This is a genomic window from Clostridium sp. (assembly GCF_036660475.1).
Taxonomy (GTDB): domain Bacteria; phylum Bacillota; class Clostridia; order Clostridiales; family Clostridiaceae; genus Clostridium_J.
The window spans coordinates 394,195-406,868 of sequence record NZ_JAVXAO010000002.1 but is presented as its reverse complement, the minus strand read 5'-3'; the positions used below and the strand labels follow the sequence as shown (position 1 = coordinate 406,868).

12 protein-coding genes and 1 other annotated feature are annotated in these 12,674 nt (G+C 30.6%); of the genes, 7 read left to right on the top strand and 5 right to left on the bottom strand.

What is annotated here, in order from left to right; genetic code table 11:
* The first annotated feature begins 89 nt into the window (after window positions 1-89).
* From RSA29_RS04950 to RSA29_RS04935, 4 genes are all read left to right on the top strand, one after another.
* The gene (locus RSA29_RS04950; protein WP_346942755.1) at window positions 90-863 is read left to right on the top strand and encodes an ABC transporter ATP-binding protein; all 774 of its coding nucleotides are present in this window, start codon (window positions 90-92) and stop codon (window positions 861-863) included.
* Window positions 847-1,641 carry an ABC transporter permease gene (locus RSA29_RS04945; protein WP_346942756.1) on the top strand — a complete coding sequence of 265 codons (795 nt, stop codon included), beginning with the start codon at window positions 847-849 and terminating at the stop codon, window positions 1,639-1,641. The genes RSA29_RS04950 and RSA29_RS04945 overlap by 17 nt, the downstream gene beginning before the upstream one ends.
* Before the next feature lie 174 nt (window positions 1,642-1,815).
* Complete coding sequence (locus tag RSA29_RS04940) at window positions 1,816-2,715, top strand: DMT family transporter (protein WP_346942757.1); 900 nt, start codon at window positions 1,816-1,818, stop codon at window positions 2,713-2,715.
* An 18-nt stretch (window positions 2,716-2,733) separates the two neighbouring features.
* Complete coding sequence (locus RSA29_RS04935) at window positions 2,734-3,675, top strand: C39 family peptidase (protein WP_346942758.1); 942 nt, start codon at window positions 2,734-2,736, stop codon at window positions 3,673-3,675.
* Between the two features lie 177 nt (window positions 3,676-3,852).
* Here the strand turns inward: RSA29_RS04935 and thrS are convergent, their stop codons facing one another.
* Complete coding sequence (thrS, locus tag RSA29_RS04930) at window positions 3,853-5,790, bottom strand: threonine--tRNA ligase (RefSeq protein ID WP_346942759.1); 1,938 nt, start codon at window positions 5,788-5,790, stop codon at window positions 3,853-3,855.
* 175 nt (window positions 5,791-5,965) lie between these two features.
* Window positions 5,966-6,236: a binding site (T-box leader), on the bottom strand.
* Between the two features lie 281 nt (window positions 6,237-6,517).
* On the opposite strand from thrS, the gene RSA29_RS04925 reads away from it, so the two are divergent.
* Both RSA29_RS04925 and RSA29_RS04920 read left to right on the top strand, forming a co-directional pair.
* Complete coding sequence (locus RSA29_RS04925; protein ID WP_346942760.1) at window positions 6,518-7,876, top strand: SH3 domain-containing protein; 1,359 nt, start codon at window positions 6,518-6,520, stop codon at window positions 7,874-7,876.
* 182 nt (window positions 7,877-8,058) lie between these two features.
* Entirely contained in the window at window positions 8,059-8,619 is a 561-nt protein-coding gene (locus tag RSA29_RS04920) for a phosphatase PAP2 family protein (protein WP_346942761.1), read from the top strand.
* A gap of 135 nt (window positions 8,620-8,754) precedes the next feature.
* Here RSA29_RS04920 and RSA29_RS04915 read toward each other — a convergent pair whose 3' ends face one another.
* Window positions 8,755-9,525, bottom strand: a complete 771-nt coding sequence (locus tag RSA29_RS04915; RefSeq protein ID WP_346942762.1) for a polysaccharide deacetylase family protein — start codon at window positions 9,523-9,525, stop codon at window positions 8,755-8,757.
* Window positions 9,526-9,706: 181 nt separating this feature from the next.
* The gene (locus tag RSA29_RS04910; RefSeq protein WP_346942763.1) at window positions 9,707-9,967 is read right to left on the bottom strand and encodes a hypothetical protein; all 261 of its coding nucleotides are present in this window, start codon (window positions 9,965-9,967) and stop codon (window positions 9,707-9,709) included.
* A gap of 211 nt (window positions 9,968-10,178) precedes the next feature.
* Between RSA29_RS04910 and RSA29_RS04905 the strand changes: the two genes are divergently transcribed.
* On the top strand, window positions 10,179-11,531 hold the full coding sequence (locus RSA29_RS04905; protein ID WP_346942764.1) for a polynucleotide adenylyltransferase: 1,353 nt from the start codon (window positions 10,179-10,181) through the stop codon (window positions 11,529-11,531).
* A gap of 123 nt (window positions 11,532-11,654) precedes the next feature.
* On the opposite strand, the gene RSA29_RS04900 is transcribed toward RSA29_RS04905, so the two are convergent.
* Both RSA29_RS04900 and RSA29_RS04895 read right to left on the bottom strand, forming a co-directional pair.
* Window positions 11,655-11,927 carry a late competence development ComFB family protein gene (locus RSA29_RS04900; protein WP_346942765.1) on the bottom strand — a complete coding sequence of 91 codons (273 nt, stop codon included), beginning with the start codon at window positions 11,925-11,927 and terminating at the stop codon, window positions 11,655-11,657.
* Between the two features lie 87 nt (window positions 11,928-12,014).
* The gene (locus RSA29_RS04895) at window positions 12,015-12,674 is read right to left on the bottom strand and encodes a 3-oxoacid CoA-transferase subunit B (protein ID WP_346942766.1); all 660 of its coding nucleotides are present in this window, start codon (window positions 12,672-12,674) and stop codon (window positions 12,015-12,017) included.

Sequence of the window (12,674 nt, the reverse complement as noted above, 5' to 3'; positions counted from 1 at the left end):
ATATCAAATAAATATAACATCAATAACCTTAGAATTATAATTAAAAACTAAACAGAAAAAATAAATAAGAACCGTATGGAGAGAGAGCTATGAATAGAGTAGAGGTTAAAAATATTTATATGAATTATCATACACTAACTGCAGAAACCCTTGCTTTGAGAGATATAAATTTTTCAGTAGAAGGTGGAGAGTTTGTTAGTATTGTTGGGCCTTCGGGATGTGGTAAATCTACACTTCTAAACATAATATCTGGTCTTATAAAACCATCAGCAGGGGAAATATTAATTGATGGAGAAATTCAAAGTGGGTACTCAAATAAACTTGGATATATGTTTCAGAAGGATGAACTATTTGAATGGTTAACGGTATTTGAAAATGTTAGTATAGGACTTAAGATTAAAAAAATGCTCAATGAGTCTACAAAAAATAAATTGGAAACCTTATTAAGGAACTATAATTTATGGGAATTTAAAAATCATTATCCAACACAGCTATCAGGTGGAATGAGGCAGAGGGTAGCATTGATCAGAACTTTAGCACTTGACCCAGAGGTATTACTCCTAGATGAACCTTTTTCAGCTCTAGATTATCAAACTAGACTTAATGTAAGTGATGAAATATATGAAATTATAAAAAGAGAGGGGAAGACTGCTATAATGGTGACCCATGATATATCGGAAGCAGTATCAATGTCATCAAAAATAGTAGTTTTGTCTAAGAGACCAGCAGTAATAAAGAAAATAGTTGATATAGATTTTGATGGAGAAAATCTAACTCCTTTAAAATGTCGTGAGAATAGCAAGTTTAGATTATATTTCAACGATATATGGAAGGAGATGGATTATAATGATCATGGAAAGTAAAGAGCATAAAGAATATTTGAAACGGGTTAAAAGAAATAGAAGAAATATAGTTATAACTAGAATGGTTATATTAGTAGCATTTTTTATTTTATGGGAAGTGTTAGGCAATCTGAAAATTATAGATCCATTTTTAACGAGTACTCCATCACGTATGATAAAGAGCTTTATAAAACTCTATAATGAGGGATCATTAATTAAGCATGTAAGCATAACTTGTTTTGAAACTATAATAGGTTTTACATTAGGAACAGCGCTTGGAACATTAATTGCAATAATTCTTTGGTGGTCTGATTTTGTATGTAAGGTTTTGGATCCATATATTGTAGTACTAAATGCACTTCCAAAGGTAGCCTTAGGACCTATGATAATTTTTTGGGCAGGAAATGGTATGGAGGCTATAATTATAATGGCCTTGTTAATTTCAGTAGTATCTACAGTGATAAGTGTACTTTCGGGATTTAAAGAAGTTGAAGAGGATAAAATTAAATTGTTAAAAACCTTTGGGGCTTCGAAGGTTAAGATTTTAATTCACTTAATTATTCCAGCTACTAAACCTACATTTATATCAGCCCTTAAAATAAGTGTTGGACTTTCTTGGGTTGGAGTTATAATGGGCGAATTCTTAGTTGCAAAAGCTGGACTTGGATTCTTAATAGTGTATGGAGGACAAGTGGCGCAGTTAGATATGGTAATGATGAGTGTTGTTATTCTAGCGGTAATCGCATATATAATGTATGAAATAGTTCATTATTTTGAAAAAAAATATTCTTCAAGATAATAAAATTATAATGTGCCCAAGATAAAACTTTCTTGGGTATATTTGATTTATTGGGAATTTTATGTGATAATTTGAGTGTCTATGATATTAAGTTTAACTTTATTTTATTATATAAGAATAAAGCTAATTAACTAGAAATAATGAATATAACAAGGGGAATATGGAGGATAAGGAATGAGTAAGATAAAAGCGATAGCCTATATTGTTTTAATAGGTGTAATAATATCTTGGGGAATATCATTTGTAAGTATTAAAGTTGTGTTAGTAGCATTTTCGCCAGTATCAATGGCTTTTGTAAGATTTTTAATTGCGACGATAGCATTACTTATTGCTAGACAATTTACGAAAAAGGAAAAAGTGAAGAAAGAGGATTATGGAAGACTTGCTATAAGTGGAATCTTTGCTATTACATTTTATTTTTTTTGTGAAAATAATGGGATACTCAGAGTTTCAGCGAATTCAGCATCTATAATAGTGGCATCAATGCCAATTGCAGCACTTATTGCAGATAAAATTTTCTATAAAACAAAAATTTCAAGGACAAGCATTTTAAGTATAATGGTATCAATGTTTGGAATTTATCTAGTTATAGGGAGGGATGTAATAGAGGGTTCTGTAGCTGGATATTTATACATGTTTGGGAGTATTATTGCTTGGTGTGGATATTTAGTTCTTACAAAACCATTATTCAAAAAATATTCTAACCTTACAATAACAACATATCAAGCAATATTTGGGACAATAGCATTTATACCATTATTACCATTTGAAACAATAAACATGAGCATGATTAATGGTAGTGTAATTGTAAATATGTTATTTTTGGCCTTAATATGTTCTTCATTTGGAAACTTCGGATATAATTTTGCATTCAATGAACTTGGGGTAGGAATAGCAACTTTATTCTTAAACTTATGTCCCGTAGTAACATTTATATTTAGTTTCTTAATTTTAGGAGAAACCTTAGATGTTATGCAAATAATAGGATCCATTATTATTATTGGGTCTGTATATATTGCAACAAAACCTCCTAAAGTACAAGCAGAAGTTGACGATAATATTAGAAAGATATAGATAGTAAGGGGGAGTACTATGAAGAATTTTTTTAGATTACTTATGATAGCATTTTATGTATGTATAGTAGTAGTGTCATTTAAAGTATATTTAAATGAGCGTGAAAAAGTAAGTGCTCTTCAAGATCATATGAGTTTTTTAGCAAGCAAGGGAGATATAAGTTATATAAGTTCCGAAGAAGAGAAAAAATTAAAAAAGGAAGAAGCAAAGCGGGTAAAGGAAGCTGAAGATGCAGCAAAAAAAGAAGCGGAAAGAATAGCTGCGGAAGAAAAAGCTGCGAAGAAGGAAGAGGAAAAGAAATTAAAACTAGAAGAACTGGAAAGAATGAAGGCACAATTAGAGAAAGAGAAGAAATCTTCTAAAACTTTGATTCTTGATATACCAATAATAAGCCAACTGCCCGAATATAAAAATGGATGTGAGGCAACATCATTAACTATGATGTTAAATTATGCAGGAATAGAAACGGACAAGCATTCAGTTATTAGTTTGTTAAAAAAAGATGAAACACCTATTAAATATGATTCTGCTGGAAATATAATAGAGTGGGGGAATCCTAAAAGGGGATTTGTAGGTGACATTACTGGGGAGACTCCAGGATATTCAATAGACCCAGTAGCGTTAGCAACGGTAATAACTCATTATCTACCTGGGAAAGCCTTGGATTTAACTGGAACTGATTATAGCAATATTGAAAGTACATTATTAAGTGGACGGCCTATAGTTGTTTGGATAACATCAAATTTTAAGGAGCCAAAAATATCACATACCTGGGTAAGCGGTACAGAAACAGTTAATTCGTATTTTTCACAGCATGCGGTACTTCTTACAGGTATAGATGATAAAAATTTGTATTACAATGATCCATTAACAGGAGTGAAAAATGCATCGGTTGATAAAAAGACATTTCAATCAGTATGGACACATATGGGTAAGAAGGCATTATCTTATTATAAATAGAATTTAGGTTTTAATTGAGAATTTAAAATTAAGGATAAAATTCTTAATAGATTTTTAAAGAATGAAATGAATAAGAGGAATTAGATTATACATGCATATATTTAAGAGTAAGATCTAAAAAGGACTGAGAAATTTTCTCAGTCCTTAATTTATATATTAAAGTTGAAGTTGGTAGTATTATCTTTCTTTAGTTTCGATTTCTTTAAGGATTCTTTCCACAAAGATATCTAAAGCTATTGAACCTTCATCACCATTTTTACGACTTCTTACAGCCACTTCTTTATTTTCAGCTTCTTTTTCTCCTACAACTATGATGTATGGAGCTCTTTCATTACGAGCTTCTCTGATTTTGTAACCAATTTTTTCAGCTCTATAGTCAACGTCAACTCTGATATTGTTTTCTTTAAGCTTTGCATAAACTTCATCAGCGTAATCGTGATATTTTTCAGAGATTGGAAGAAGTTTAACTTGAACTGGTGCAAGCCATAGTGGGAATGCCCCAGCATATTTTTCTATAAGAAGAGCAAGAGTTCTTTCATAGCATCCGATAGAAGTTCTATGGATAACATATGGATGTTTTTCTTGACCGTCTTTATCAACGTAAGTCATTCCAAATCTTTCGGCAAGAGAGAAGTCTATTTGAGCAGTTATAATTGTATCCTCTTTACCGTGAACATTTTTAATTTGAAGATCAAGCTTAGGTCCATAGAAAGCAGCTTCTCCAGCAGCTTCAGTATAGTTAATGCCAAGGTGATTTAGAATATCTCTCATCTTATCTTGAGTATCATTCCAAGCTTCTGGTTCCCCAATATATTTTTCTTTATTATTTTCATCCCATAGAGATAATCTATAGCTGATATCTTCTTTAAGTCCAAGAGTTTCAAGCATATAATTAATTAAATCAACTACGCCTTTAAATTCAGATTCAAGTTGGTCTGGTCTACAAGCTAGATGACCTTCAGAAATTGTAAACTGTCTTACACGAATTAGTCCATGCATCTCTCCAGAAGATTCATTTCTAAATAAAGTAGAAGTTTCAGCATATCTTAGAGGAAGGTCTCTATAGCTTTTTGACTCAGCTTTATAAACCATAAATTGGAATGGGCAAGTCATTGGTCTTAGAGCAAATACTTCACTATCTTTTTCTTCATCGCCAAGTACAAACATACCATCCTTGTAATGATCCCAATGTCCAGATACTTTATATAAGTCGCTTTTAGCCATTAAAGGAGTTTTAGTTAATAAATAGCCTCTTTTTTCCTCTTCATCCTCAACCCATCTCTGAAGAAGTTGAACTACTCTAGCCCCCTTAGGCATTAGAAGTGGAAGTCCTTGGCCTATTGCTTCAGCAGTAGTAAATAGTTTAAGCTCTCTTCCAAGTTTGTTGTGGTCACGTTTCATAGCCTCTTCTACGGCTTCTAGATATTCATCCATTTCAGCCTTCTTAGTGAAGGCAGTTCCGTAAATACGAGCAAGCATTTTATTTTTTTCGCTTCCTCTCCAGTAAGCACCAGCAAGCTTTGTTAATTTGAAAGCTTTTACTGGCTTTGTAGACATAAGGTGAGGTCCGGCACAAAGGTCAGTGAATTCACCTTGTTTGTAGAAAGTTATTATTTCACCTTCTGGTAGGTCTTCGATAAGCTCTACCTTGTAAGGTTCATCTTGCTCTTTCATAAATGCTATAGCTTCTTCTCTTGGAAGCTTAAAGCATTCAATAGCAAGGTCTTCTTTAACTATTTTTTTCATTTCAGCTTCAATTTTTACTAGGTCATCGTTTGTGAATCCACCATCAAGGTCAAAGTCGTAGTAGAAACCATTAGAAATTGATGGTCCGATAGCAAGCTTCGCAGCAGGGAATAACCTTCTAACTGCTTGAGCTAATATATGAGCAGAAGTGTGTCTGAAGGCTTTTCTACCTTCGTCATCACTAAATGTTAATATGCTTAGTTCACAATCCTCTTTAACAATATAACGAAGATCTACAGTCTTTCCATTTACAGTTCCAGCGGTAGCTACTCTAGCAAGCCCCTCAGAAATACTCTTTGCAATTTCAAGAATACTCATTTCATTTTCTAATTCTTTAACTGATCCATCTTTTAATGTTATTTTAATCATTTGAAAATCTCCTCCTATATTTAATATTGTAGCTAAAATGTTAAATACATCATAATAGCTACGCTAAAATTTGCTGTTATATTTTTATTATTATTACGGTATTCCATTGATTGTAATAATAAATTAACACAGAATATTTATTTTAATATAAAAAAACTCGCCCCTTTTCATGAAGAAAAGGGACGAGTTATACACCCGTGGTTCCACCCAAATTGTCCTTAAGTTTATCAAAAACATCTACTTTAAAATCATAGGAATATACAAAAGTAAATTTTTGAATAAAGTGATATAAGGACCACTTTAAAAAACTATAACGTAGTTAACGGACTTTATTAGAGTCGCTCAGAGGTGGTATTCAATAGGTTTTATTTAAAAGCAATTTCAGCTAATATGCTTTCTCTCTGTAAATAATAGTCCATATTTACTGTCCTCTTCATTGTGATTACTATATTTATTATATTATTATATCATTATATCATAAATTTTAATTTGTGATACAAAATTATTAATACTATTTTAACATATATAAAATCTATGTCAATATGTTAAAAATTTAAATCTATAAGTAGCTGATGGATTTTTGATAATGTCATAGATTGAAAATTTAAATGAATAATAAATTTAGTAGTTAGTGCGTATTATTATAATGATAATATTTTTAAATTGTTTAAATATGGTATATTATTATAAGTAATATTAGTGAGAATGATAATAGGAGGGGCTATAAATGAATAGGGGAAATTTTAATGTAGAGAATGAGATGTATTATAGTGACCTATGGATTAAGTTGTGTAAAAAAAGTAGAGAGGTGATTCTAGATAATCACAAAATAAAAGAATATAATAAAGAAAATTTAAAAAAATTATATACAAATGATATCTTTAATGTAAAAGATAAGATGAATAGAAATGAAATTATTGATATAATAAATAAAATTAGTATAATCCCCAAAGTTGATAGATATAAAGAGGGAAATCTCATTACAAAAGAGTATTATGATAAATTGTCTGCTAATTTAAATTTAGAGGGGTTAGAAGAGGAGATTAGTTTAGGTTATGGCATTTTAGTTAAAAGAGGTGAGTTAAGAACCTTTCCCAGTAGTGATAGAGTATTTAAAAATCATAAAGATTATGATTTAGATAGATTTATGGAAACTGCAGTGTATCCTGCGGAACCGTGTATTATATATGCTACAAGCAAGGATGGAAATTGGTATTTTTGTAAGATATACAACTATTGTGGTTGGATAAATAGAGAAAATATTGCAATAGGTAGCAAAGATGAAATAATGAATTATTGTAATTGTGAAGATTTTATTGTAGTTATAGGGAAGAAAATTAACTTTGGATATAACCCATGGATAAAGGATTTGCAAGAACTCTATATTGATATGGGGGTAAAATTACCTATTGAAAAGCAGTGGGATAGGGAGAGGTTAGTTCATGATATGTATAGTGAGGGGAACTATGTAGTAAAATATCCACAAAGGGATTGTGAAGGGAAATTGAAGTTTATAAATCTTCTAGTACCATTTAATGAGCAAGTTCACGAAGGGTATTTAAAGTGTACAAGAGGAAATATATTAAAACAAATTTTTAAATTTCAAGGTGAACGTTACGGATGGGGGGGGGAATTTCAAAGTAGGGATTGTTCCTCTCTTATAATAGATACATTTAGGTGTTTTGGAATAAACTTACCTAGAAATAGTGGGGATCAACTAAGACATTCAGTTGGAAAGTCTGTAATTTTTGATGAAGAAGTAAGTTATGATGAAAAAATAAAAATCCTTGAAAATTTAAAACCGGGTGCATTAATATTTTTAGATGGACATGTATGTATGTTTATAGGAAAATGTAAAGAGGGATTATTTATAATTCATGATACAATAGGAGTATATGTGGATAATAATATTAAGGAAAACTTTATGGAAAGAGACCAAAAGTATGGTGATGGAGACAATCTTAGTAGTGATAAAATATATTTAAATATCAAAGGCGTAACTATTAGTAATCTTAAGGGGATTTATACATCAAATGGGAATTCATATATAGACTCTATTATAGGAGTTAAAGACATATTAATATAAAGCATCTTAAAATAAATAACAAGTCAAAGCTATGAAGAATATTTTGAGTTACAAAAGGGAGTAGGTTTCGCAGATGGTAGCGTAATTTAAGGGTTCTGCTGACACAGTATAACACAAAAAAACCAAACATACTGGCTTATTTATTTTTAAAAGATGACTAAGATACAAAAGGAGAGAAAGAAATGAATCAGTGGTTATATAGTATAGATAAGGGCATAACGGACTTTATACACTATGGACTTCAAAATGATTTTTTTGATGCAATAATGCCATATATAACAAAGCTTGGCGATGTAGGAATAGTATGGATAGTAATAAGTATTATACTAATGTGTATGAAGAAATATAGAAGAGTGGGGTTCGCGTGTCTTTTATCTTTAATAACATGTGCAATTTTAACAGAAGGAATAATAAAACATATATTTGAAAGGGTTAGACCTATAGTTGCATATCCAATAGATAATCCGCTAATAAAGCTACCCACAAGTTCATCTTTTCCATCTGGGCATACAGGTTCATCAGTAGCAGTTACCTATGTGCTTTGCACATATATTAAAAGGTATAAACCATATTTTATTAGCTTAGCTGTTTTAATCGGGTTTTCTAGGATATATTTATATGTACATTATTTTTCAGATATATTAGGTGGAGTTGTTGTTGGAATCATAAGTGGAATTTTAGCGGTGTATATTATAAAAAAGATTTATAAAGGCAATAATATACTCATAGATTTAGAATCCTAATATATAAATTATTTAAGGGAAGTTAATATAAGATGATATTAACTTCCCTTAAGCATTTTCAGAAAATAAACAGGTCAGTATGTTCGTCTATTTTCAGATACCTTAAACAATATGAAATAAAATAATTAGAGAATATTATTGGAAAAATCTTAATGCGGCAGAATTATGATTTAGTGGTTTGAATATAAAACCTTGGGCTTTCAAGCCAGTAATTATTTCAGGTATAGCTTCAATAGTAGTATATTTTAAATTTGTATCGTGCATTAATATATTAGCAGTATTCATAGGTGCACTTCCAGTAAGAACATTATCGACTATGACTTTTTTATCTTGAGTCCTTTTTAGGGCATCTGCTGAATCTACATTCCAATCAAAATATGTATAACCGCGTTCAGTTAAAATTTTTATTATGTCTGGCATAATATTTTTATTATGACGTATATGATCTGTATTAGAACCACCAGGGAATCTCAGAATTTTAGATGGGGCTTGTCCTGTGATTTTCTCTAGATTCCTATCTAACAATTCAACATCATTTATAAAGGCATTAGCACTAGCATAAATAGTCTTATATTGATGACTAGCAGTATGGTTAGCAAGGACATGTCCACGATTAACAATCTGTCTATAAACATCTTCATAGCCTTCTTTATAAGTTACAAAGAAGGTTGCCTTTACTTGAAACTCATCAAGAACATCAAGGAGTTTAATAGTGTTATCAGATGGACCATCATCAAAGGTTAGATGGGCAACTCTTAAGTTAGATGTAGCTTTATCATAATTTGCTTGGTCAACCTTTATTGATTCTTCAAGTTCGATGTTTTTATTGTTAAGTAAATTATTAGATTCTTTTAGGGTTTCTAAATTACTAAGTAGAGATACTTGTCTACGGTGAGCGGAGATCATCTTAAAGGTTGAAAACAATGATATGGTTAAGCAAAGGATAACAATAAAAATTGAAAATATATTTATATAGATAGATTTATGTGATCTTCTATGGCGTCTAGTAGGTTTTGTGTTTAAGTTATAATTCATATTTTACTATCTCCTTCTAGTATATTCAGTAGTGTAAGACAAGGTAGTATATTTATTTTAAATCATTAAATAATTTCTCAAGATCCATTTTTGATTTTATTAAGAAATCGTTTTTAGATTTTAATTTCGACTCTTGAAGTTTAAGGGTTTCGAGTTCAGTATTTATTGAATTAATTTCAAGCGTATATTGCTTTTCTTTGTCATTTGCAAAGGTAGCAATGCCGATTAACAATATACATAGCATAGGTGATACGATTAAAATACTGGGTAGCTTAAATTTGGATTTTTGTTTTGTTGGTAAGGAATTTAACATTTTGACCTCCTTTTATAGGAAAAATTTTATATAATTTTATTATAGTATAAAAACTTTTAATAATCATTACGAAAAAGTAACAATTATTAACTTTGTTTAGGCTATTTTTGGTAATATTAAATGTGTTAAATTAAATTAAGATTCTTTTAAATAAAAGGTATAACATTGATATTAATAGGAGATTAAAATGGAGAATGGTGGGGAGTAAAATATGGATATGAGAATTCCGAAAAGTGTGGAGCGATGTATTAGTATATTAACATGTAATGGTTATAAGGGATATATGGTTGGAGGTTGTGTAAGAGATAGTATTTTAGGTAAACAGCCTAATGATTGGGATGTATGCACTTCAGCAACACCCAAGGAGATTAAGAATCTATTTAAGGACTTTAAGACTATAGATACTGGAATACAGCATGGGACGGTAACTGTAATTATAGATAAAGAATTAATTGAGGTTACAACTTTTAGAATTGATGGTGAGTATAGTGATAATAGAAGGCCAGATAAAGTAACATTTACCGATGAGGTAAAATATGATTTATCTAGAAGAGATTTTACTATTAATGCAATGGCATATAACAGTGGTGAGGGTATAATAGACTATTTCTATGGAAGAGAAGATATTAATAATAAAATTATAAGATGTGTTGGGGCGCCAGAGAAGCGATTTCAAGAGGATGCACTAAGAATAATGAGGGCATTAAGATTTATGGCTCAACTTAATTATAGATTAGAGAAAGAAACTTGGCTAGCCATAGAAAATACGAAGGGGTTAATAAAAAATATAGCTGTAGAAAGAATAGCTACAGAGTTAAATAAACTAATTTTAGCGGATATTCCAAATGAGGCAATTAGGATCATTCTAGAGCTTAATTTATTTTCATTAATAATACCAGAACTTAAAACAGATATTTCAACAGAGGGTATGGATGAAAAGGCTAAAGATACCTACGGTGAAATTATAAAAAACTGTCCTAAAATTTTAGCCGTTAGATTAAGTGTGCTTTTAAATTATTTGATTACAGGAAGTACAGGTATAGAATCGTCCATGGAAATAATATCTAATGAAAAAGATATTGGTGGTGAAAAGGTAAGTAAGGCAGATATAGGTGAATATGTACTGAAAACCTTAAGATACGATACCAAAACAATCAAAGAGGTAAAAATATTAATGGATTATTATGATGTAGATATTCCATCGGAAAAGTACGGTATTAAAATTTTCCTGAAAGATATTGGAGAAAATTTATTTAGGCAATTACTCGCTATAAAGGCTGCAGAAAACATGGCTTATATTGAAAATAAGTGTATTCAGAGAATCAATAAATATGAAAATGTTGAGTTGATTTTAAATGAAATAGCTGTAAACAGTGAGTGTTACAGCAAAAAGGCCCTAAAGGTAAATGGCAAGGATTTAATTGAATTAGGAATTAGAGAAGGCGCTTTAATTGGGAAAATATTAGATATGTTGTTAGATGAAGTAATTTACAAACCAGAATTAAATAACGAATATGATTTAAAAAATTATGCTAAAGGTTTTATTTCTTCAAAAATCTATTAAGGATTTAGTCCTTAACTCTAAATCTTAAATCTTAAATCTTACATTTTGAATTTTGAATCACAATTATATAAAAGCATAACCCTGTAGGAAAACCTACAGGGTTATGCTAAATTTCAAAAGTTATTATTCATGCTGTGTATTTGAGGAAACGATTTCAATTGCTTTAATAACTTCTGTGGTAATAGTCACGATTTGTTGCTTATCAATTTCATTTAAAGCACAGGTATAAATTTTACCAGTAGTGCTAACCACATACTTTGGTTTCAAAGAGTTAAGGGCAATAGCACACATATCACTAACACACTTGTCACAAGTACAGATATTAGTATAATCCTTAAGAACATTTTTTAAAATATGTTCAACTTGAGTTTCAGCATAATTTTTGTAAGATGGCATAAAAAGGTTTCCTTTCTAAAATAATAGTATATGAAAAAACATTAATGGATTCTCATATACTATAGCAATGAAAATAATATCTTAAAATTATAATTCCATAGTTTTTATATCAGTTGGAATTATAAGTTTTGCACTTGTTGCATTTTTTACATCTTCAACAGAAGATTCAGGTCCAAGCTCTCTAAGAACAAGACCTTCTTTAGTAACTTCTAAAACTGCCATTTCAGTAATTATTAAATTTACTTGATGAGCAGCAGTTAAAGGAAGTGTGCATTTTTCAAGTATTTTATGGTTTCCTTTAGCAGTATGTTCCATAGCTACGATAACTTTCTTAGCTCCAACTACTAAATCCATAGCTCCACCCATTCCAGGAACTTTTTTACCAGGAATCATCCAGTTTGCAAGGTTACCTTCAGCATCAACTTCTAAAGCACCAAGAACTGTTGCATCAACATGTCCACCTCTTATAATAGAGAAAGACATAGAAGAATCAAAGAATGCAGCACCAGGAATTACAGTAACAGGTAGTCCACCAGCATTTACAAGATCTTTTTCTTCTTCGCCAGCCGCAGGAGCAGCCCCGATTCCGATAAATCCATTTTCAGATTGTAATGTAACATCTATTCCCTCAGGTATGTAGTTAGCAACTAAAGTTGGTAAACCGATTCCAAGGTTAACAACGTCTCCATCATTAAATTCCTTTGCAACTCTTTTAGCAATGACTTCTCTTATCATGTTTTTATCCAT

Excerpts from the sequence above, each read along its gene's own strand:
- RSA29_RS04950 (WP_346942755.1), top strand. The coding sequence starts at position 90 with ATGAATAGAGTAGAGGTTAAAAATATTTATATGAATTATCATACACTA.
- RSA29_RS04945 (WP_346942756.1), top strand. The coding sequence starts at position 847 with ATGATCATGGAAAGTAAAGAGCATAAAGAATATTTGAAACGGGTTAAA.
- RSA29_RS04940 (WP_346942757.1), top strand. The coding sequence starts at position 1,816 with ATGAGTAAGATAAAAGCGATAGCCTATATTGTTTTAATAGGTGTAATA.
- RSA29_RS04935 (WP_346942758.1), top strand. The coding sequence starts at position 2,734 with ATGAAGAATTTTTTTAGATTACTTATGATAGCATTTTATGTATGTATA.
- thrS (WP_346942759.1), bottom strand. The coding sequence starts at position 5,790 with ATGATTAAAATAACATTAAAAGATGGATCAGTTAAAGAATTAGAAAAT.
- RSA29_RS04925 (WP_346942760.1), top strand. The coding sequence starts at position 6,518 with ATGAATAGGGGAAATTTTAATGTAGAGAATGAGATGTATTATAGTGAC.
- RSA29_RS04920 (WP_346942761.1), top strand. The coding sequence starts at position 8,059 with ATGAATCAGTGGTTATATAGTATAGATAAGGGCATAACGGACTTTATA.
- RSA29_RS04915 (WP_346942762.1), bottom strand. The coding sequence starts at position 9,525 with ATGATCTCCGCTCACCGTAGACAAGTATCTCTACTTAGTAATTTAGAA.
- RSA29_RS04910 (WP_346942763.1), bottom strand. The coding sequence starts at position 9,967 with ATGTTAAATTCCTTACCAACAAAACAAAAATCCAAATTTAAGCTACCC.
- RSA29_RS04905 (WP_346942764.1), top strand. The coding sequence starts at position 10,179 with ATGGATATGAGAATTCCGAAAAGTGTGGAGCGATGTATTAGTATATTA.
- RSA29_RS04900 (WP_346942765.1), bottom strand. The coding sequence starts at position 11,927 with ATGCCATCTTACAAAAATTATGCTGAAACTCAAGTTGAACATATTTTA.
- RSA29_RS04895 (WP_346942766.1), bottom strand. The coding sequence starts at position 12,674 with ATGGATAAAAACATGATAAGAGAAGTCATTGCTAAAAGAGTTGCAAAG.